23 protein-coding genes are annotated in these 20,804 nt (G+C 70.2%); 18 read left to right on the forward strand and 5 right to left on the reverse strand.

The features are described 5' to 3' along the window. The first annotated feature begins 175 nt into the window (after window positions 1-175). Window positions 176-520: a metallopeptidase family protein gene (locus MK177_02675; protein MCH2426222.1), complete on the forward strand. Its 345-nt coding sequence runs from the start codon at window positions 176-178 to the stop codon at window positions 518-520. 12 nt (window positions 521-532) lie between these two features. Here MK177_02675 and MK177_02680 read toward each other — a convergent pair whose 3' ends face one another. Beyond that, a complete protein-coding gene (locus tag MK177_02680) occupies window positions 533-973 on the reverse strand; it encodes a GNAT family N-acetyltransferase (GenBank protein MCH2426223.1) in 441 nt (146 codons plus the stop codon). Window positions 974-1,034: 61 nt separating this feature from the next. Between MK177_02680 and MK177_02685 the strand changes: the two genes are divergently transcribed. The 4 genes from MK177_02685 to MK177_02700 are packed head-to-tail and all read left to right on the forward strand — an operon-like array spanning window position 1,035 to window position 4,260. Further along, entirely contained in the window at window positions 1,035-1,871 is an 837-nt protein-coding gene (locus tag MK177_02685; protein ID MCH2426224.1) for an alpha/beta fold hydrolase, read from the forward strand. Between the two features lie 25 nt (window positions 1,872-1,896). Further along, the gene (locus tag MK177_02690) at window positions 1,897-3,039 is read left to right on the forward strand and encodes a CoA transferase (GenBank protein ID MCH2426225.1); all 1,143 of its coding nucleotides are present in this window, start codon (window positions 1,897-1,899) and stop codon (window positions 3,037-3,039) included. A gap of 2 nt (window positions 3,040-3,041) precedes the next feature. Beyond that, window positions 3,042-3,866: a PIG-L family deacetylase gene (locus MK177_02695; GenBank protein ID MCH2426226.1), complete on the forward strand. Its 825-nt coding sequence runs from the start codon at window positions 3,042-3,044 to the stop codon at window positions 3,864-3,866. Window positions 3,867-3,873: 7 nt separating this feature from the next. Next, window positions 3,874-4,260 carry a hypothetical protein gene (locus MK177_02700; GenBank protein MCH2426227.1) on the forward strand — a complete coding sequence of 129 codons (387 nt, stop codon included), beginning with the start codon at window positions 3,874-3,876 and terminating at the stop codon, window positions 4,258-4,260. A gap of 15 nt (window positions 4,261-4,275) precedes the next feature. Here MK177_02700 and MK177_02705 read toward each other — a convergent pair whose 3' ends face one another. From MK177_02705 to rpmB, 3 genes are all read right to left on the reverse strand, one after another. Then, window positions 4,276-6,084 carry a phosphoenolpyruvate carboxykinase (GTP) gene (locus MK177_02705; GenBank protein MCH2426228.1) on the reverse strand — a complete coding sequence of 603 codons (1,809 nt, stop codon included), beginning with the start codon at window positions 6,082-6,084 and terminating at the stop codon, window positions 4,276-4,278. A gap of 107 nt (window positions 6,085-6,191) precedes the next feature. Continuing rightward, window positions 6,192-6,416, reverse strand: coding sequence for a hypothetical protein (locus tag MK177_02710; protein ID MCH2426229.1), 225 nt, complete (start codon window positions 6,414-6,416; stop codon window positions 6,192-6,194). Between the two features lie 24 nt (window positions 6,417-6,440). Next, window positions 6,441-6,635, reverse strand: a complete 195-nt coding sequence (gene rpmB, locus MK177_02715; GenBank protein ID MCH2426230.1) for a 50S ribosomal protein L28 — start codon at window positions 6,633-6,635, stop codon at window positions 6,441-6,443. 209 nt (window positions 6,636-6,844) lie between these two features. Between rpmB and MK177_02720 the strand changes: the two genes are divergently transcribed. From MK177_02720 to MK177_02730, 3 genes are all read left to right on the forward strand, one after another. After that, window positions 6,845-8,488: a DAK2 domain-containing protein gene (locus tag MK177_02720; protein ID MCH2426231.1), complete on the forward strand. Its 1,644-nt coding sequence runs from the start codon at window positions 6,845-6,847 to the stop codon at window positions 8,486-8,488. 65 nt (window positions 8,489-8,553) lie between these two features. Then, window positions 8,554-10,683, forward strand: coding sequence for an ATP-dependent DNA helicase RecG (recG, locus tag MK177_02725; protein ID MCH2426232.1), 2,130 nt, complete (start codon window positions 8,554-8,556; stop codon window positions 10,681-10,683). 32 nt (window positions 10,684-10,715) lie between these two features. Continuing rightward, window positions 10,716-11,318, forward strand: a complete 603-nt coding sequence (locus MK177_02730; GenBank protein ID MCH2426233.1) for a GNAT family N-acetyltransferase — start codon at window positions 10,716-10,718, stop codon at window positions 11,316-11,318. Window positions 11,319-11,340: 22 nt separating this feature from the next. On the opposite strand, the gene MK177_02735 is transcribed toward MK177_02730, so the two are convergent. Beyond that, entirely contained in the window at window positions 11,341-11,559 is a 219-nt protein-coding gene (locus MK177_02735; GenBank protein MCH2426234.1) for a hypothetical protein, read from the reverse strand. Window positions 11,560-11,568: 9 nt separating this feature from the next. Here MK177_02735 and rsmD point away from each other — a divergent pair, with 9 nt between their 5' ends. The 10 genes from rsmD (at window position 11,569) to smc (ending at window position 20,796) form a co-directional block, all read left to right on the forward strand. Continuing rightward, window positions 11,569-12,108 (forward strand): 16S rRNA (guanine(966)-N(2))-methyltransferase RsmD, encoded by a 540-nt coding sequence (rsmD, locus tag MK177_02740; GenBank protein ID MCH2426235.1) that lies wholly within the window; start codon window positions 11,569-11,571, stop codon window positions 12,106-12,108. A 41-nt stretch (window positions 12,109-12,149) separates the two neighbouring features. Further along, entirely contained in the window at window positions 12,150-12,629 is a 480-nt protein-coding gene (gene coaD, locus MK177_02745) for a pantetheine-phosphate adenylyltransferase (GenBank protein MCH2426236.1), read from the forward strand. Window positions 12,630-12,697: 68 nt separating this feature from the next. Then, a complete protein-coding gene (locus tag MK177_02750) occupies window positions 12,698-13,288 on the forward strand; it encodes a hypothetical protein (protein ID MCH2426237.1) in 591 nt (196 codons plus the stop codon). Window positions 13,289-13,332: 44 nt separating this feature from the next. Next, window positions 13,333-13,872: a DUF177 domain-containing protein gene (locus tag MK177_02755; protein ID MCH2426238.1), complete on the forward strand. Its 540-nt coding sequence runs from the start codon at window positions 13,333-13,335 to the stop codon at window positions 13,870-13,872. A gap of 139 nt (window positions 13,873-14,011) precedes the next feature. Next, on the forward strand, window positions 14,012-14,191 hold the full coding sequence (gene rpmF, locus MK177_02760) for a 50S ribosomal protein L32 (GenBank protein ID MCH2426239.1): 180 nt from the start codon (window positions 14,012-14,014) through the stop codon (window positions 14,189-14,191). Between the two features lie 16 nt (window positions 14,192-14,207). Next, window positions 14,208-15,191 carry a phosphate acyltransferase PlsX gene (gene plsX, locus MK177_02765; GenBank protein ID MCH2426240.1) on the forward strand — a complete coding sequence of 328 codons (984 nt, stop codon included), beginning with the start codon at window positions 14,208-14,210 and terminating at the stop codon, window positions 15,189-15,191. Between the two features lie 148 nt (window positions 15,192-15,339). After that, on the forward strand, window positions 15,340-15,630 hold the full coding sequence (locus tag MK177_02770) for an acyl carrier protein (protein MCH2426241.1): 291 nt from the start codon (window positions 15,340-15,342) through the stop codon (window positions 15,628-15,630). Further along, complete coding sequence (gene rnc, locus MK177_02775; protein MCH2426242.1) at window positions 15,608-16,348, forward strand: ribonuclease III; 741 nt, start codon at window positions 15,608-15,610, stop codon at window positions 16,346-16,348. The genes MK177_02770 and rnc overlap by 23 nt, the downstream gene beginning before the upstream one ends. Next, complete coding sequence (locus tag MK177_02780) at window positions 16,345-17,187, forward strand: hypothetical protein (protein MCH2426243.1); 843 nt, start codon at window positions 16,345-16,347, stop codon at window positions 17,185-17,187. Before rnc ends, MK177_02780 begins: the two co-directional genes overlap by 4 nt. 108 nt (window positions 17,188-17,295) lie before the next feature. Further along, entirely contained in the window at window positions 17,296-20,796 is a 3,501-nt protein-coding gene (gene smc, locus MK177_02785) for a chromosome segregation protein SMC (protein MCH2426244.1), read from the forward strand. Window positions 20,797-20,804 lie beyond the last annotated feature (8 nt).

The following is a 20,804-nucleotide window of genomic DNA, read 5'->3' on the forward strand; positions in this document are numbered from 1 at the left end:
AGCGCGTCAGCGTCGGCGTCGTCCGAGGGGGCGCCGAAGAGGCCGCCCCCGTCGCCTTCAGGGACTTTCGGTTGATCCCCGGATCGATTCGCCATGCCCATCGGGCGCACCCTAGCGACGGCCCGTGACGGCCTCTGCGGCCACCGCCACCGGGCAGGACGCGTACCATCGATCCGTGGAACCGGTCGGGGTGGCGGCGTTCGAACGGCTGGTCGCCGAAGCCCTCGACGGTCTGCCGACCGAACTGGCCGACCTCATGGACAACGTGGTCGTGCTGACCGCCGACCGGGGTCATCCACCTGACCTGCTGGGACTCTACGACGGCATACCGCTCACCCAGCGGGAGGACTACGGAGGGTTGGCCATGCCCGACCGGATCCTCCTCTACCGCCTGTCCCTCTGTGAGGTGTGCGCCGACGTCGACGAACTCCGCCACGAGGTGGCGGTCACCGTCGTACACGAGGTCGCCCACCACTTCGGCATCGACGACGACACCCTCAACGACCTGGGCTGGGCCTGAGCAGGCCACCGGTCAGGCGTCGGAGGCCTCCCTCGCCATTGGCACGTGAGCGATGTCATCCTCGATGAACTCCTCGCCGGTCGGCAGGTAGCCGAGCGACGCGTACCAGGGCACGAGGTACGTCTGGGCGTCCAGGACGAGGCGTCCCGACGTCGTGGCGTGGACGTGGTCCAGCAGCACGCCTGCGAGGCCGTTGCCCCGGGCCTCGGTGCGGGTGGCCACCCGGCCTATGCGGTGACTGCCGTCGGGTTCGACCAGGACGCGCAGGTAGGCCGCCGGACCGCACGCACCGTCCAGCCACACGTGGCGGGTGCCCGGATCGGTGTCGCGTCCGTCCAACTCGGCGTACGGGCACTCCTGCTCGACGATGAACACGTCTATCCGCAGCCGGACCAGGTCGTGGAAGGTTCCTGGGTCGATATCCCGGAACCCCAGGTCGTGGATGGCCGTCACATCGACGGACGCTAGCCCTGTCGGGTTTGCCCGCCCGGCGCGGGCACCCGAAGATGGTGCCGTGGGAAACGCCGATCTGCCCTCGGGCATACAGCTCTGCCACGAGGCCTTCGGCGATACGGCCGACCCCGCACTGCTGCTGGTGCACGGCCTCGGCAGCCAGCTCCTCCTCTGGGAGGAGGGCTTCTGCCAGGGCCTCGCCGCCACCGGATTCCACGTCATCCGGTACGACCAGCGCGACAGCGGGCTTTCGACGGTGCTCGACGAGGGCACGGCGTACTCGTTGTCCGACATGGCCGCCGACGCCGTGGGGCTGCTGGACCACCTGGGGGAGGGCGACGCCCATGTCGTCGGGCTGTCGCTGGGCGGGATGGTTGCCCAGGTCCTGGCCGCCGAACACCCGGGCCGGTGCCGCAGCCTGGTGTCGATGGCGTCCAGCACCGGCGACCGCCGGTTCGGACGACCCACGGATACCGCCCTCGAGGCCCTGGTCGCCCCGGCCCCGGAGGACCCGGTGCTTGCCGTCGAGAAGGACCTGGCCGACCGGCGGCTGTGGGCCAGCGTCTGGCATGACGACGACCACGCCAGGGCGGTGTTCGCGGCGTACGCGGACCGGAAGGTCCAGTCGCGGTCGGCTTGGGAACGACAGGCCCGAGCCTCCTTCGAGCAGGGCTCCCGGGAGGACCTCCTCGCCACCATCGAGGTCCCGACCCTCGTGCTCCACGGCACCGCCGACACCCTCATCACGCTCGGCGGCGGCCGTCGTACCGCCGAGGTCATCCCCGGTGCTGAGCTGGTGGTGGTCGAGGGATGGGGCCACGACATGGCACCGGGGGCCTGGCCACAGCTGATCGACGCCATCTCGACCCACTGCCACCGGGTCGACGGCATCAACTGACCGGGTCTACAGAGGAGAAGCCACCATGGGAGCACTGGACGGAGTACGTGTTATCGAGTTGGCGGGGATCGGGCCCGGCCCGTTCTGCGGGATGATGCTGGCCGACATGGGGGCCGACGTGGTCCGCATCGACCGGGCCGGATCGGTACGCGGTGGCGATCCGGGGTCACCACCGGCCATGGTCAACGGTCGGGGCCGCCGCAGCATCGGGGTTGACCTCAAGTCCGACGGTGGGCGCAACCTGGTCCTGCAGCTCATCCAGGACGCCGATGTGGTCTTCGAGGGCTTCCGGCCCGGCGTGGCCGAACGCCTGGGCCTCGGTCCCGAGGACTGCCTGGCGCTCAACCCGGCCATCGTCTACGGACGGATGACCGGCTGGGGCCAGGACGGCCCCTACGCCAGCACCGCCGGCCACGACATCAACTACATCTCGTTGGCTGGGGCGCTGGCCCACATCGGTCGCCACGACAGCGGTCCGGTTCCACCCCTGAACCTGGTCGGCGACTTCGGCGGTGGTGGAATGTACCTGGCCTACGGAATCGTCTGCGCGCTGCTGTCGGCCCGGACCACCGGCGAGGGCCAGGTGGTGGACGCGGCCATGGTCGACGGAGCGGCCAGCCTCATGAGCTTCTTCTACGGCATGCTCCACACCGGCTTCACCACGGCCAACCGGGGCGAGAACATGCTCGACACTGGTGCCCACTTCTACGACGTCTACGAGTGCTCGGACGGGGAGTACATCTCCATCGGGTCCATCGAGCCGCAGTTCTACGCCGAGCTGGTTCAGAGGCTGGGGCTGGATCCCGATGACTTCGCAGCCCAGCACGACCAATCCAGGTGGCCCGAGCTGAAGGAGAAGGTCGCCGCGGTGGTGGCCACCAGGACCCGGGCCGAGTGGGACACCGTGCTGGAGGGAAGCGACGTCTGCTACGCACCCGTCCTGACGGTGGCCGAGGCCATCGAGCACCCCCACAACGTGGCCAGGGGAACCTTCGTGGAAGTGGGTGGAATAGTCCAGCCAGGTCCTGCTCCCCGCCTCAGTGGGACCCCCGGCGACATTCGCCGACCGCCTCCCCACGAGGGCCAGCACACCGACGAGATCCTGGCCGAGGCCGGCCTGGGGGACGAGGAGATCGCCGCACTCCGGGATGCCGGCGCCGTGGCCTGACGATGGCCACCGTCGTGTTCCTCCACGCCCATCCCGACGACGAGGCGCTGGCCACCGGCGGCACCATGGCCCGGATGGCCGACGATGGCCACCGGGTCGTCCTCGTAGTGGCCACCCGCGGCGAGGAGGGTGAGCCGGTCCCGGGCGTGTTGGCCGACGGCGAGGACCTGGCCGACCGGCGGACGGCGGAGGTCCATGCGGCGGCCGGGATCCTGGGCGTCCACCGGGTGGACTTCCTGGGCTACCGGGACAGCGGGATGGCCGATGATCCGGCCAACCACCATCCGGACTGCTTCTGGCGGGCCGACGTGGTCCTCGCCGCGGAACGCCTCGAGGACCTGTTGGTGGACGAGGAGCCCGACCTCCTGGTGGTCTACGACCCGTTCGGCGGCTACGGGCACCCCGACCACATCCAGGTCCACCGGGTCGGGCGGCGGTGGGCGTCCGACGTCGGCGGCGTCCGGGTGCGCTGGGTGACGATGAACCGGGACGCCATTCGGGTGTCCATCGACCGGGCTGCCGACGACCTGGCGGCCGGCGGAGTCGAGTGGGCGGACGCCGAGATGCTAGAGGTGCGGCGCCAGCGCACCCAGACCGCCTCGTTCGGCATGCCGGACGACGAGATCACCCACGCCGTGGACGTCTCGACGGTCATCGGCCGCAAGCGAGAGGCCATCCGGGCCCACGCCAGCCAGGTGGCCACCGACTCGTTCTTCCTGGCCATGCCTGACGAGGCGTTCGCAGCCACCTTCGGTACCGAGTGGTTTGTGGATCCCGGCCGTCCCAGGTTCGGGCAGGCGCAGTGCACCGATCTGCTGCTGGCATGATGTCGCGATGACCACCGTGGCGCTCGTCGTCGGTTCCCTACGCGGCCTCCACGAGGGGATGGCATGGGTGATGGTGGTCGGCAACGGGATGGCCGGCGCCTGGGCGTTGGCCGCCCACCGGGTCGGGGCGATGCGGGGCCGGGCACTGTGGTGGTTCACCGCCCTGGTGCAGGTGGCCATCGCCGTCCAGGTCACCATGGGCGTCGGCATGGTGGCTGGCCAGGGGATCGATCCGCCGCAGTTCCACCTCTTCTACGGCTTCGTGGCCCTCATCACCGTGGGCATCGTCTACAGCTACCGGCAGAGCCTGAGGCCGCATCGCCACCTGCTCTACGGCTTCGCCGGCCTCTTCCTGATGGGCCTGGGCATCCGGGCCATGCTCGTCATCGCCTGAGGGGCTGCCCGGGGCCTACGAGGCGTCGTCGAGACGCCGCCGCAGGTCGTCCAACTCGGCGTCCAGCCGCTTGGGCAACCGATCGCCGATCATGGAGTAGTGCTCGTTGATGAGCGCCACCTCGTGGCCCCATGAGGAGGGGTCCACGCTCAGGAGGTGGGCCATGGTTTCGTTGTCCACGTCCAGGCCGGTGCGGTCTATGGCGTCGATGGTCGGGACCAGCCCTATCGGGGTGTCGGTCGCCGAACCGGTACCGGCCACCCGGTCGACCACCCACTCGAGAACCCGTATGTTCTCACCGAAGCCCGGCCACATGAAGCGGCCCCCTGCGTCCTTCCGGAACCAGTTCACCCAGAAGAGCTTCGGGAGGCGGGCGGCCTCGGCACGGTCGCCGATCGACAACCAGTGCGAGAAGTAGTCGCCCACGTTGTAGCCGATGAACGGAAGCATGGCGAAGGGGTCGAAGCGAACCTGTCCGATGGCACCGGCGGCGGCTGCCGTCTTCTCCGAGCTCATGATCGAGCCGAGGAACACCCCGTGGTCCCAGTCCCTGGCCTCGGTCACCAGCGGCACGTTGGTTGCACGCCGACCCCCGAACAGGATCGCCGAGATCGGGACGCCGGCCGGATCCTGCCACTCCGGCGCGATTGACGGGCACTGCGCTGCGGGTGTGGTGAACCGGGCATTGGGATGGGCGGCCGGGGTCTCGCTTTCAGGAGTCCACGCCTTGCCGCGCCAGTCGGTGAGCCTCTCCGGGGGCTCTTCGGTCATGCCCTCCCACCAGACGTCTCCGTCCGCCGTCAGGGCCACGTTGGTGAACACGGAGTTGCCCCACATGGTCTGCATGGCGTTGGCGTTGGTGGGCTCCGAAGTACCGGGGGCGACGCCGAAGAACCCGGCCTCCGGGTTGATGGCGTAGAGGCGGCCGTCCTCGCCGAACTTCATCCAGGCGATGTCGTCGCCGATCGTCTCCACCTTCCACCCGGGAAGCGTCGGGACCAGCATGGCCATGTTGGTCTTGCCGCACGCCGACGGGAAGGCGGCAGCCACGTAGGTCTTCCCGCCCTCCGGGGAGGTCAGACCGAGGATGAGCATGTGCTCGGCCAGCCAGCCGTCCTCGCGGGCCATCGTAGAGGCGATCCGCAGGGCGAAGCACTTCTTCCCGAGCAGGGCGTTGCCGCCGTAGCCCGATCCGTACGACCAGATCTCGCGGGTCTCCGGAAAGTGGGAGATGTACTTGTTGTCGGCGTCGCACGGCCACGCCACGTCGGCCTCGCCCACCTCCAGGGGTGCGCCCACCGAGTGCACGCACGGTACGAAGTCGTCGTCGCCCAGCACATCGAGGGCGGCGCTCCCCATCCGGGTCATGATCCGCATGCTGACCGCCACGTAGGCCGAGTCGGTCAGCTGCACGCCTGTGTGGGCTAGGGGCGAACCCAGCGGACCCATCGAGAACGGCACCACGTACATGGTCCGTCCGAGCATGGAGCCCCGGTAGAGCTCCATCATCTCGGCCTTGAGGGTGGGCGGATCCCGCCAGTTGTTGGTGGGGCCGGCGTCGACCGGGTTGGTGGTGGCGATGTAGGTGCGGTCCTCGACCCGGGCGACGTCACCCGGATCGGACAGGGCCAGGTAGCTGTTGGGCCGCAACCCGTCGTTCAGGCGCTGGAACGTGCCGGCCTCGACCAGCTCGGCGGCCAGGCGGCCGTACTCGTCGGACGAGCCGTCACACCAGTGAACGGTGTCCGGTGCCATGACCGCAGCCCATTCCTCGACCCAGTCGAGGAGCCTGCGGTTGGTCGTGGGTTCGTCGTGTATCGCCATCGCCGCCCATTGGTATAGGCCGTGGTGTGACGATGCCACACGGGGGAGGTGTGACAGTGGTCAATCGGCCTCGACGCCCGACCGGGCCGGTCGACGGCCGGCAGGACTCAGGTCAGTTCCGGGGTGCCCATGTCGACCTCGGAGCCCAGCGACAGTGATGTGGCCCGCTGGTCGGCGTCCAGGACGAACAGGACCCGCTGCCCCTGGCGGAGCATGCGGAACACCGAGCCGTCGAGCGCGCCGTCGGCGAGGTCGAACTCGGCGAAGTCGGTCTCCCGTATGACGATGCCGTCACCGGTTCCCGGGTCGTAGGACTTGATGACGCCCTGCACGCTGGCTCCCCCTGATCCGGTCGATCAGTGGCTGGCCTTGACGACCTTGCCGGCCTTGATGCAGCCGGTGCAGACGTTGATGCGCCTCGTGGACCTGCCGACGACGGCCCGTACCCGCTGGATGTTGGGGTTCCAGCGGCGGTTGGTCCGCCGATGGGAGTGGCTCAGCGACTTGCCGAACCAGGGCTTCTTGCCGCAGATCTCACAGACGGACGCCATCACACACCTCGATCGCCTCGACCGGTCGGGCCATCCGGTCCGGTCCTTGAACGCCGCAAGGCTACGGCGGTAGACGAGGGGTCTCCAACCACCGGGGGGTAGTGCGGCGCGCGTCAATCCGTTCGCCGGGCGTGTCATGCGGCGCGCGTAACGCCGTTGGCCGGACGATTAGGAGAGGCTCCGCCGGGTGGTGGCTACGCTCGTGGCCCGTGACCGCCACCTCTCTGGACGCCGGGGCACTGCGCGCCCTGATGGGCACCTTCCGGGATGCGCTGACCATGCACCGCGAGGTGCTCAACCTCCTCAACGTCTATCCGGTGCCCGACGGGGACACTGGGTCGAACATGGTCATGACCGCCGACTCGGTAGTGGCCGAACTGGACGGCCTGGACGACGGCACGGCGGCGGAGATGGCCCAGGTGACGGTGGCCATCTCGCACGGTTCGCTGATGGGTGCCCGCGGCAACTCTGGGGTCATCCTCTCCCAGGTCCTGCGCGGCCTCTCCGGGGTGTTCGCCGATGCGGGGGCGGTCGACGGACGGGTCCTCGCCGACGGTCTCGCCGCAGCGTCGACCGCTGCCTACGCCGCCGTCATGAGGCCGGTGGAGGGCACCATCCTCACCGTGGTACGCGAATCGGCCGTCGCCGCCGTCGCCGCCGCCGATTCCGGTGGCGACCTGCTGGTCGTGGCCGAATCGGCCCGGGCGGTCGGGGGCGAGAGCCTGGCCCGCACCCCGGACCTGCTACCCGTGCTGGCCGACGCAGGCGTTGTCGACGCAGGAGGGAGTGGCTTCCTGCTGCTCCTGGATGCCGTGCTCACGGCCGTCGACGGACGCCCCCTGCCGGACCCCCCGGAGCTGGTGACCCCGGTCGGTGCGGCCCGGCCCGACGACCACGGAACCGATCGGCCGGAAGGGACCCGGTACGAGGTCATGTTCTTCCTCGACGCCCCCGATGGGGCGGTCGAGGGCTTCAGGGAGGCCTGGGCGGCGCTGGGCGACTCCATCGTCGTGGTGGGCGGGGACGGTGTCTGGAACTGCCACGTCCACACGGATGACATCGGCGGAGCCGTCGAGGCCGGCATCAGGGTCGGCCGACCCCACCGGATCCGGGTCACCGACCTCTTCGAGGAGGTGGAGGAGCAGGCCTGGGTCCGCGACCAGATCTCCGCTGACGCCGAGGACGTGGGCGACCCGGTGCCGTGCGCCGTGGTGGCGGTGGCCAACGGTGCTGGGATCCGCGACATCTTCCACTCCCTCGGGGTGCACAGGGTGGTGGCCGGCGGACAGTCCATGAACCCGTCCACCGCCGATCTGCTGGCCGCCGTCGAGGCGGTGCCGGCCGACGAGGTGGTGATCCTGCCCAACAACGGCAACATCATCGCGGCGGCCACCCAGGTCGACGCCCAGACGTCCAAGACGGTCCGGGTGGTGCCCACCCGGGGTATCACCGAGGGGTTCGCCTCGCTGCTGGAGTACGACCCACGGGGAACGGCCGAGGACAACCTGGCTGGCATGGCCGACGCCGCCGACGGCGTGGTGGCTGGCGAGGTCACGGTCGCCGTCCGTGACTCCGGCAGCGACGTCGGCGACATCGTCGAGGGTGACCACCTCGGCCTCAGTGGAGGCAGGGTGCGGGTGGTCGCCGGATCGGCGTTCGACGCCACCACCGGGCTCCTGGCCGACCTGGTCGACGACTCGCACGAGATCGTCACGGTGATCGCCGGTGCCGACGCCGTCGAGGCCACCACGGCGGCCATCGTCTCGTGGCTGGAGGCCGAGCATCCGGGCATAGAGGTCGAGGTCCACGAGGGGGGCCAGCCCCTCTACCCGTACTTCCTAGGCGTGGAGTAGCACCGGCTGGACATGCCGGAGTAGAGCGTCGACCCGGCGGCCCTCCGGGGGGGTACCTTCGACCGGTGGCCGACAGCGGCATCACCCTCAGGGAACTCGACTCACGACCGGTGACCGACCTGAACGGGGTCGGGGAGGCTCGGGCCAGGGCCCTGGCCGCCGTCGAGGTGCACTCGGTGCTCGACCTGCTCGGCTTCTATCCCCGCAGGTACCTGGACCGGAGCAGGGAAGCCACCATCGGCGGGCTGTCGGCGGGCGACGAGGGCATGGTCCTCGTCCGCGTCGCAAGGGTCTCGTCCCGTCGGACCCGGAACCGGCGCTCGCTGGTCGAGGCCCGGGTGTGCGACGACACCGGGGAACTACGCCTGACCTTCTTCAACCAGCCCTGGCGCGAAAAGCAGCTCAGGGAGGGCATGCAGGCCGTCGTGTTCGGAAAGGCCGACAGCTATCAGGGCAACCTCCAGATGACGAACCCGGTGGTCGACTTGGTCGGCGACCGGACCGGCCGGATCGTCGCCATCTATCCCCAGTCCGAGACGGCTGGCCTACAGAGCTGGGATGTCGACGGCATCGTGGCCGAGGCGCTGCGCCGGATCATGAAGGTGCGGGGGCTGTCCGATCCCTTGCCCGATCCGGTTCGGCAGCGCTACGGGTTGGTGGGACGGTCCGACGCCTTCCGGTCCATCCACCGACCCGAGTCGCTACACGAGATGGGCGAGGCTCGCCGCCGCCTCGTGTTCGACGAGCTCTTCCGGATCCAGCTGGCCCTCGTGCAGCGCAAGGTGGACCTGGAGCGCACCGCGGTGGGGATCGCCCACGACGTTGGCGTGACGTCGCTGCTGGACGCCTTCCGGGCCCGACTGGGATTCCCGCTGACGGCCGCCCAGGAGCGGGTCATGGACGAGATCCTGGCTGACCTGGCCCGGCCGGCGCCGATGCACCGGCTCCTGCAGGGCGACGTCGGATCCGGCAAGACCGTGGTGGCCGTGTCGGCCCTGCTGGCCGCCGTGCAGGGAGGACACCAGGGGGCCCTGATGGTTCCCACCGAGGTCCTGGCCGAGCAGCACCACGTCACCGTCGCCGACCTGCTCGACGGGCTCACCGTGCCGGATCCGGCGACCCTGCTCGGCCACCGCCCGCTGAAGGTCGACATCCTGACCAACAGGACGACGGCCGCCGATCGACGGCGGATCGGCGCCGAGCTGCTGGCCGGAGGCGTAGACGTGCTCATCGGCACCCACGCCCTCATCCAGGAGGGCGTTGTGTTCGGTTCCCTCGGGGTGGTGGTCATCGACGAGCAGCACCGGTTCGGTGTCGAGCAGCGTGCCGCCCTCCGGGAGAAGAACCGTGACGGAACGGTCCCCGACGTGCTGGTCATGACGGCCACGCCGATCCCCCGGACGGCCGCCATGACCGTCTACGGCGACCTGGACGTGTCGGTCCTGGATGAGCTCCCACCGGGTCGGACACCGATCTCCACCACCTGGCACGCCGACGAGGCCGACGTCTGGCCGGTGGTCCGCTCCGAGGTGGCGGCCGGCCGGCAGGCCTACGTGGTCTGCCCGCTCATAGACGAGTCTGTGACGCTCGAGGTGCGTTCCGCCGAGGAGACGTTCGCGGCGCTGTCCGCCGGTGATCTGGCCGACCTGCGGGTGGGGTTGCTGCATGGCAGGGTGGGCCGTGTCGAGAGGGAGGAGACCATGCGGCTCTTCCGGTCCGGGCACCTGGACGTGCTGGTGGCCACAACGGTCATCGAGGTGGGTGTCGACGTCCCGAACGCCACGGCGATGGTGATCCTGGACGCCGCCCGGTTCGGCATCGCCCAGCTCCACCAACTGCGCGGGAGGGTGGGTCGGGGCGACCGGGCCAGCCGGTGCCTCCTGGTCGGCGAGGCGCCGACCCCCGACGCCGAGGAGCGCCTCCGGGCCCTGGTCCGGACCACCGACGGCTTCGAGCTGGCCGAGGTCGACCTCGATCTGCGGGGCGAGGGCACGATCATGGGGGAGCGCCAGAAGGGGCGCAACGACCTCCGCCTTGCGTCACTGCGTCGGGACCGCGAGTGGGTCGAGGCCGCCCGCGCCGAGGCGTTGCGCATGGTCGGCAACGGGGACGGCCTGTCGGACCACCCCGAGTTGGCCGACGAGGTGGCGCTGTTCATGGCCGACGACGAGTCGGACTTCCTCCTGAAGTCGTGATGGCCGCCGTGGTCGGGCTAGGCATTGTGGCCATGACGGAGGTTCGGTCGGCCGAGGATCACGACCTTCCGGAGGTGGTCGCCACCCTGGCCGAGGCGTTCCTCGAGGATCCGGTCCTGGCCTTCCTGTTCGGGGATCCGGCGCGTCGCCCCTCGCTGCTCGCCGCCTTCTTCGCCAACCGCCTGGCAGGTGGCCGGGGGATCGACGAGTTGGTCGTTCCGGCCGGCGCCGATGGTGTTCGGGCGTGCGCCGCGGTCTGGGTGCCGCCTACGGGGCCCGATGGACCGTGGCCCGACTTCGCTGCCGTGGGCGCCGCCAACCTTGCCCTGCTGGGCGAGGACTGGATGGTCGAACGCCTGGCGGCGCTGGCGCCGATGATGGAGGCCCACCCGGCGACACCCCACTGGTACCTGGCCTTCGTGGGTACCCGGTCGGTGGCCCGGGGTCGGGGCCTTGCCACGGCATGCATATCCGCGGTGACGCAGCGGTGCGATGCCTCCGGCGATGGGGCCTACCTGGAGTCGAGCGACCCGGCCAACGTGCCGCTGTACGAACGCCACGGGTTCCGGGTTACCGCCGAGGTGGCCATTCGGGGCGGCCCCACGGTGCCCCTCATGTGGCGGGATCCCCGGTGAGGGTGGCCGGTCAGGTGCCCGCCTATGGCGTGTCGCCGCGGCCGTCGTCGTCCTCGTCGGGCATCACGATGTCCCAACGGTCCACGCAGTCGGCGCACCGGTAGGCCACCGGGTCGCCGGGCTGGAACTCGGTCTCGGGGTGGGCCAGGAGGTGGCAGGTCCCGCCGCAGTCGACGCACACGATGGTCTCCGGGGCCCGCACCCCGGCGACCGTAGTTCGCCGGAGGCCGGGGGCCTCCATACTGGGACGATGCGAGTCGTCGCCGGAACCGCCCGTGGTCGTCGCCTGGCATCTCCCGCGGGGAGCGGCATCCGACCGACCAGCGATCGGGTCAGGGAGTCGCTGTTCAATGCCCTGCAGAGTCGCGGGGCGGTGGTGGACGCCACCGTCCTGGACCTGTTCGCGGGAACGGGCGCGCTCGGCATCGAGGCGCTCTCGCGCGGCGCCCACCATGCGACGTTCGTGGACCTGTCGCCTGCGGCGACGGCGCTGGTGTCCGAGAACCTGGCGGCCTGCGGCCTGGTCGGGAGGGCCGACGTGGTCCGCGCCGACGGGTCGACGTGGCTGGCGGCCTCCACCGGAAGGTGGGGCCTGGTCCTCCTCGACCCGCCGTACTCCTTCGACGGCTGGGCGGACCTGCTGGCGAACCTGGTCGGTCGGGTCGACGGTCCTGTGGTGGTCGAGTCGGACCGGGAGGTTGAGCCGGGACCGGGCTGGCATGTCGAATCGTGTCGGTGGTACGGGAGTACCGTGGTGATGCTGCTCCTGACCGGGGCCGAGGCGGCCTGAGCCGTCGACCGACCGACCACCGACCGAGAGGCGACGAGGACGTGACACGTGTCCTGTATCCGGGATCCTTCGATCCGGTGCACAACGGCCACGTCGAGATGGTCGAGACGGCCGCAGGGCTGTTCGAAGAGGTGGTGGTGGCAGCCCTCATCAACCCGTCGAAGGGTGACAGCCTGTTCAACCTCGACGAGAGGATGGCGATGCTCGACGAGTGCTTCGCCCCCCTCGCCAATGTCCGGACCACCATGTTCGACGGCCTGGTGGTCGACCTTGCAGCCGAGGTCGACGCAGACTTCATCATCAAGGGCCTGCGGGCCGTGTCCGACTTCGAGAGCGAGCTCCAGATGGCACAGATGAACGCCGCCATATCCGGGGTACAGACGCTCTTCTTGCCCACGGCCACCCGTCGGTCGTTCCTGGCCTCCCGCCTGATCCGCGAGGTGGCCCGCCTGGGCGGTGACGTCAGCCAGATGGTGCCGGTTCCGGCCCGGTCCCGTCTCGAGAACCGGTTCCCCGAGTGACCGACCCCACCCAGCACCCACCGTCCCTCCCGACAGTGGAGACGGTTCAGGCGGCAGGGGGCACCCCCGTGCCTGCCACGACGGATCCGTACCGGCCGCCGCAGATCGAGACGATCCTCCGCCAGCTCCGGGAGGTGGTGCTGAACGCCCGACCGATGCCGCTGTCGGCCTCGTCGATGCTCAACAAGGAGGAACTCCTCGGCCTGATAGACGAGGCCAACGTCAGGCTTCCCGAGGAACTCCGGGCGGCCCGCTGGCTGCTCAAGGAACGCGAGGAGTTCCTAGCCAAGGTGCGACGCGAGGGCGATGAGATCCTGGAGTTGGCCCGGTCGCGGGCCGAGCGACTCGTCCAGCGGACCGAGGTGGTGCGAACCGCCGAGCAGCGGGCCCGGCACCTGGTCGAGACGGCTCGTGAGGAGACCCGCAGGATGCGGCGGGAGACCGAGGACTACTGCGACCAGAAGTTGGGGAGCTTCGAATCACTGCTCGGCAGTACCCGGGATGCGATCGCCCAGGGACGGCGCCGGCTCCAGGAGACGGTGCTGGACCGGGATCGGGAGCGCCGGGCCACCGACGCGGCCGATGCGGCCCGGGAGGCCTCCACGGGTCGACCGGGTGGAACCTTCTTCGACCAGGACGCTGAGACCGGAGAGCCGTGATCCCGGCGGGTCCCACCCGTCGTCATCGCCGGCCGTAGCAAACCATGACCGACGTCCTGCGGATCCCGCTGGCCGTGCTGAGACGACGGGCCGATCCCCGCCGTATAGACGGGACCGTGGTACTCGACGACCTCCGGGTGGGAGCGGTGTCGATCTTGGACGGCCGGGTCGCCATCCGGCTGGAGGCCGAGGCCAGGGGTCGCGAGGTGGTGGTGACCGGCGAGCTGGCGGCCGACTGGGCGGCCGAGTGCCGACGCTGCCTGGAGCCGGTGGACGGTCGGTTGGACCTCCGGGTTCACGAGGTGATGGCGCCAGCGGTCGCTGTAGACGGCGGGACCACGGACGGTGACGGGTCCGACGTCTATCCGCTGGACGCAGACGTGGCCGACCTCGAGCCTGTGGTGCGCGACGCACTCCTGCTCGCCCTTCCGATCTCGCCACTTTGCGGTGAGGGCTGCGCCGGTCCGGACCCGGATCGCTTCCCGGCAGTCGGGGGTTCCCGGGTTTCAGCCGACGAGCCCGCCGGGGATCCCCGCTGGGCGGCCCTCGACGTGCTCAGGAAGGACGATCCGGTCGACGGGTAGTGCCTTTCGGTCGGTGGGCCACGTGTTACGACGGCGCCGGTTCCGGGTGGGTCCCGCTAGCCTCGTCGGGTCGCCCGGACCGGGTTCCACGGTCAGGGCGCCCATCTCCGCCCTGCCGACCGCCTCCGAGGAACAAACGATGGCCGTCCCAAAGAAGAAGACCTCCAAGGCCAAGGGCCGCAGCCGCCGGGCATCCGCATGGACCCTCGGCCGCGCCGCCCGGAGTGCCTGCGATCGTTGTGGCGCCACCAAGCGCCCGCACCGCATCTGCGGGAACTGCGGCTGGTACGCCGGCCGCCAGGCCGTCGACGTCGACTGACGACCACCGCCTGACCATGCTGCCCATAGCGGTCGACGCCATGGGCGGCGACCATGCACCTGGCGAGATCGTCGCCGGTGCCCGCCGGGCCCATGAGGAGCACGGCATTCCGGTGCTCCTCGTCGGCCGGCCCGAGGACCTCACCGACGTTGGCGAGATGGAGGTCCTCGAGGCCTCCGAGGTGATCGCCATGGACGCAGAGCCGGGCTCGAGCGTGCGTCGGATGAAGGACTCCTCGCTGGTCCGGGCCGCCGAGGCGGTCCGCGACGGTCGGGCCTCGGCCATGGTGAGTGCCGGCAATACCGGGGCGACGATGGCAAGCGCCCTGTTGCGTATGGGGCGCATCCCGGGTGTTGCCCGTCCGGCGATTGCCACCCTGATCCCGACGCCGGGTTCCACGCCCACGGTCCTGCTGGACTCCGGAGCTAACGCCGAGTGCAGTCCGGAATGGCTGGTCCAGTTCGGCCAGATGGGAGCCGTGTTTGCCCGCGACCGGTTGGGAATCGAGCGGCCACGCGTGGCCCTCCTGTCGATCGGCGAGGAGCCCGGCAAGGGCAGCCCGCTCGTCAAGGAGGCCTACACCGCTCTGTCCGGGGCCGAGTTCGTCGGAGCTGAGTTCATCGGTAACGTCGAGGGCCACGACCTGCTCACCGACGCCGTGGACGTGATCGTGACCGACGGCTTCACCGGCAACGTGGCGCTGAAGACCGCCGAGGGGGCGCTGAAGGCGCTCCTGACGGCGTTGTTGACCGCCATGGCCGGCCGGCCGGAGGCGCTGGCGGCAGCAGACGTGCTGGCCCCCGAGCTCGACGCCCTCTACCGGGAGTTCCATCCCGACGCGTACGGCGGGGCGATGCTCCTGGGCGTCAAGGGCGTATGCATCATCAGCCACGGCTCCACCGGCGCCGTTGCGATGGCGAACGCCATCGGAGTGGGCGCCGAGATGGTGCGGGCAGACGTGGTCGGACACCTCACCGAGGCCGTGGCAGCCAGGACCTGATCCACCGGCCGTTCAGCCCCTTACATCCCCTTTGGACGAGGATCCGACCCGGAGGCCGTGGCCGGTAGGATGGTCCACCGGTCAGGGTGCCGGGCGGTCGTCCCAGACGGTCGGTCGAGCGCCACTTCCCGAACGCCGAGGAGCCGACGTGCCTGCAGAAACCCATGTCGAGGGTGCCCCGACCGGGCGCCAGGAGGTCCTGGAGATCGTCCAGGACCGCCTAGCCGACATCCTGGAGATCGAGCCGTCCGACGTCGGAGAGGGCGACTCCTTCGCCGACGACCTGAACGCCGACTCGCTTGCCCTGATCGAGCTGGTGGAGGCCCTCGAGGAGGAGTTCAGCGAACGATCCGCCGGCTTCCGGATCGATGACGACGACCTCGAGGACCTCAAGACGGTCCGCGACGCCGTTGACTATGTCGTCTCTCGCCTCGGCTGAGCCACGGTCCGTCGACCTGGCCGAGTTGGAGGCGGGCCTCGGCCACAGGTTCGGAGACCGTGAGCTGCTCGAGGGGGCGCTGACCCACCGGTCGTGGTGTGCCGAGCACGGCGGCACCTCCAACGAACGGCTGGAGTTCCTCGGCGACGCCGTGCTGGGCATGGCGATCGCCCATCGGATCTATCGGGTCCACCCGGACCTGCCAGAGGGCCACCTGGCCATGATCCGTGCCGCCGTGGTGAGCTCCGCAGCGCTCGCCGAGGTGGCCCGCGGCATCGGGCTGGGCGATGTCGTCCGCCTCGGACGCGGGGAGTCCGCGACCGGCGGGAGCGACAAGGAGTCCATCCTGGCCGACGCCCTAGAGGCGGTCATCGGAGCGGTCCACCTGGACGGTGGTCCGGCGGCTGTCGATGCGCTCGTGGGACGGGTCTTCGGCGATCGTCTGATCCGCGCCGCCGTCGATCCCGGCATCCAAGACTTCAAGACCCGCCTCCAGGAACTGGCTGCACGGGAGTCCCTTCCCAGCCCGCGCTACGTGCTGACCGACGAGGGTCCGGACCACGACAAGCGGTTCCACGCGGTGGTCGAGGTGGCCGGCTGGTCCCACGGTCCGGCCACGGGAACCTCCAGGAAGCGCGCCGAGCAGGCCGCGGCCCACCTGGCCTGGGAAGCGATCAGTGAGGCATCACCGACCACGACGAACATGGAAGCAACGTGACCATCGATCTGGAACTGCCCGAGGTGGAGACCATCCGCCACGCCCTCGACCGGGAGATAGCCGACCGCAAGGTGAAGAAGGTCGAGTTGGCCTCCATGGCCACGCTCAGTCGCTACCGGAACCGCAAGTCGTTCGCCGCCCAGGTGGAGGGTCGCAAGCTGGGCCCGGTCCGGCGCATCGGCCTGACCCTGGTCACCAAGCTCGACGGCGAGGACCTGCTGGTCATACGACCGGGCGCCGGATCGTGGATCCGGCGACACGCCGCCAGGGATGCGGTGGCCCCGGGTACAGAGGTCACGATCACGTTCACCATCGGGGGCCAGGTTCGCCTGGTCGACCCGGACGGCACCTCGGACCTCTGCGTGGTGGGCGCCGACGAGTTGTTGGACGAGTTTCCGGACCTCGCCGCGCCGGGGATCGACCCGGCCGGCGAGATGGTCCCCTGGACCACCTTCGCTGGTCAGGTACTGGGCCGGGAGATGCCGCTGAAGGACCTTCTCTGCGACAAATCGCTGGTGGTGGGAGTGGGGGAGGTTTACTCGGACGAGATCCTTTTCCACGCCGGCCTGCGCCACGACCGCCTCAGCAACAGCCTGTCCACCCAGGAGATCCGGCGGCTGCACGGAGCGCTGATCTCGGTGATAAACGACGCCGTGAAGTACCGGGGCACCGATCTGGAGGACCGGCCCTTCGTCGACGTGTACGGCGAGCCCGGCACCTACGGAGAGCACCTAGCCGTCTACGGCCGGGCTGGTGCCCTCAGCGAGCGCAACCGGACGCCGATCCAGCGGGTCAGGTACAAGGGTCGCTGGACCTACTTCTGCGAGACCCAGGTCTGACCAGCGCCGGATGACGGGCGCGCGACCGCGCCCCCTGTACGCGCCTAGGGTGGCGCACATGGTGAATGACACCCGTGTAATTCGGGGCTCGTTGACGCGTGAGCCGACGTGTTCCTGAAGCGGCTGTCCATCAAGGGCTTCAAGTCGTTCGCGGACACTGCGACGCTGGAGATGGAGCCCGGGGTCACCGTTCTGGTGGGTCCAAACGGAAGCGGCAAGTCCAACGTCGTCGATGCCATCGCGTGGGTGCTCGGCGCCCAGGCTCCGAGCTCCGTGCGGTCCCAGAAGATGGACGACGTCATCTTCGCCGGCACCGCCACGCGGGCCGCCCTGGGTCGGGCGGAGGTCTCCCTGACCATCGACAACTCGTCTGGACTGCTGCCGGTCGAGTTCGGCGAGGTGACTATCGCCCGCACGCTGTTCCGGAGTGGGGACAGCGAGTACTCGATGAACGGCGCACCCTGTCGGCTGCTGGACATCCAGGAGGTGCTCTCCGACGTCGGTGTCGGTCGCCAGCAGCACGTCATCATCTCCCAGGGCCAGATCGACGCCGTCCTGAACGCCCGCCCCGAGGAACGGCGGATGATCATCGAGGACGCCGCCGGAATCCTGAAGTACCGGCGTCGCAAGGAGAAGGCCCAGCGACGCCTGCGGTCCACCGAGGCCAACCTGGACCGGTTGTCGGACCTCCTGCGCGAGGTGCGCCGACAGGTCCGACCCCTGGAGCGACAGGCCGACGCGGCTCGTCGCCACGGTGACCTGGTCGACGAGCTCACCGCGCTGCGGCTGCACCGGGCGGGAAGGGAGTTGACCGCCCTGAGGACGAAGGCCCGTGACGAGGCCGGGCGGCGAACCGTCCTGAGCGCCGACCAGTCCACCCACACGGCTGCCCTGGCCCGCTTCGATACCGAGGTGACGGCGGCAGAGGCCGAGCTGGCGACCCGGGGGGGTGACGACCTGGGCGACAGGTTGGTCCGCCTGGAGGCCCTAAGGGAGCGGAGTCGTGGTCTGCGGGCGGTGCTCGTCGAGCGGCTCAGGGGGATCGAGCGCGAGCGTTCGACGTTGGTCTCCCAGCAGGTGGTCGTGGGCCTCGAGGCCGAGCTGGAACGCTCCGAGTTGAAGTCCGAGGAACTGGACGCTGAGGCGGAGCGCCTCGCCCCGGAGGCGGAGCGTCTCGCCCTGGCCCAGACGGAGCTGGCGGCCGATAGGGCCTCGTTCGAGATGGCCTGGTCGGAGGGCGTCCTTCCCCTCGGCGGGTACGCCGCGGAGTCCCGGGGCGAGTTGGGGGTGCTGCGGGCCGCCGTGGCACAGGCGGGCGGCGAACGGGACCGCCTGACCGTCCGGCTGGATGGGATCGACACCGCGTTGGCCCGACTCGACGAGGAGGCCGACAGCCTGAGGGCGGACCTGTCGGTGGGCGAGTCGGCGGAGGAGCCGCTGGTGGCCGACATGGCTGCGGCCGAGGCACGCGCCCACGAGGCGGCCATCGGACGGAACGCCGCCTGGGAGCGGGTGGTGGCCGCCGAGGCCGAGGCCCGGACGGACGGTGCCCGGGTGGATGCGCTGGTCCTGGCCCTGGACGAGGCCCGGTCGAGGGCCGGTACCGAGCACCTGGCGGGCATCGACGGCGTGCTGGGCACGCTGTTGGACCTGGTCGAGGTGGAGGAGGGCTTCGAGGCGGCATTCGAGGCTGCCGCGGGATCGGCCCTGGACGCGGTCGTGGTCAGCGGCCCGGACCACGCCAGGGAGGCCCTGGCGGCACTGCGTGACGGGCGGCTGTCAGCGGCGGTCCTGGCCCTGGACGTCGGATCCACCGATCGGACGGCGCCGGGATTCGGATTACCGGTCCGGCCGCGGGTGCGGGCCCTCAGCCCGGGCGTCGACGGTCTGCTGGACCGCCTGCTCGGCCACGTGGTGATGGTTGACGGCGACCTCGGATCCGTCGTCGATCTGGCTCTGCGCCATCCGGAGGATGTCATGGTCACCCCGGCCGGGGATCGGTTCGCTCCGTCGGGCTGGCGGATCGGTGGTGACGGCCGGGGGGCGACCGGAGCGGCGCTGGCTGACGCAGAGCGCCGGATGGCCTTAGCCGAGGTGGAGCATGCCGATGCCACACGGGCGCTGGACCTCGCCGAACGGGCGACCGGTGATGCAGACGACGAGGTGGCCCGTCGCAACCGCGAGCTGGACGAGCACGATGCCCGGTTCACGGCGTCGGCCGAGGCCCTCCAGCGCCTTCAGGTGGAGCGCCGGGACCTCTCCAACGAGGCCGGGTCCCTGCGGACGCGCCTGGGAGAGCTGGAACAGCGCCTGGAGGACGAGAACCGTCGGGTCGCCGACCTCGACGAGCGCCTTCCCGACCTGGAGGCCGCCGAGGAGGCGTCGATACAGGAGGCCCGGCGCATGAACGCCGCCCGGACCGCCCTGGAGGAACGGGCGGCCGACCTGGGTGCCCGCCGGACCGGCCACGACGTCCAGGCAGCAGAGGTGACCGGCCGGCAGGCCGTCGTCCGGGCCCGCGTCATCGAGCTGCGGAGCCGGCTGGGCCAGCTCACGGACGAGCGGGAGGTGGCCGCCTCCCTGCGCGACGACCTGTTCGGACGCGAGACGGCCAGCCGTCGTCTGATGGGGGAGTTGGACGGCCGGATGGCCGTGGTCGACATCCGGCTGGACGCGCTGAGGGAGCGCCGCCGGCAGCAGTCGGAGCGCGTCCGTGCCGTCGCCGTCCGCCTGGACGGCCTCCGGAGGGAGCGCTCGTCTGCGGAGATGGCGCTGCGGGAGACCCGTGATCACCTGTCCCGACTCGAGATCGACAGGGCCGAGACGAGGATGCGCATCCAGAACGTCACGGAGGCCATCCGGAGCGAGTTCGACCACGAGCCCGAAGCAGCGCTGGACGCCCCGTGCCCCGGGCTGGCCGAGGGGGTCACGGTCGCCTCCCGGGTGGCCGAACTGGAGCGCGAGCTGAAGTTGATGGGGCCGATCAACCCCCTGGCACTGGCCGAGTTCGATGCGCTGAGGGAACGCCACGAGTTCCTCCAGGGGCAGCTGGACGACATCCGTTCCACCCGGACGGAACTCCGCAAGGTGATCCGGTCGGTCGACGAGGAGATCGTCTCGGTATTCGCTGCCGCCTTCGCCGAGGTCTCGTCACACTTCACCGACCTGTTCGAGGCCCTGTTCCCCGGTGGCCAGGGGCGCCTCCGCCTGACCGATCCCGACGACCTGCTGGAGACGGGCCTCGAGGTGGAGGCACGGCCGTCCGGCAAGAACGTGAAGAAGCTGTCGCTGCTCTCCGGTGGCGAGCGGTCGCTGACGGCGCTGGCCTTCCTGTTCGCCGTCTTCCGCAGCCGACCCTCGCCGTTCTACGTGATGGACGAGGTCGAGGCTGCCCTGGACGATGTCAACCTGCACCGCTTCCTCGGCCTGCTGGAGCAGTTCCGGGACGATGCCCAGCTGCTGGTGGTCAGCCACCAGAAGCGCACGATGGAGGCCGCCGACTGCCTCTACGGGGTCTCGATGGCGCCAGGCGGATCGTCGCGGGTGGTCAGCGAGCGTGTGGAGGCCGAGCGCGTCGCCAGGCGCCTCAGCGTCCTCACCAACGGCTGACGCAGCCC

This window comes from Acidimicrobiales bacterium, assembly GCA_022452145.1.
Lineage (GTDB): Bacteria > Actinomycetota > Acidimicrobiia > Acidimicrobiales > MedAcidi-G1 > UBA9410.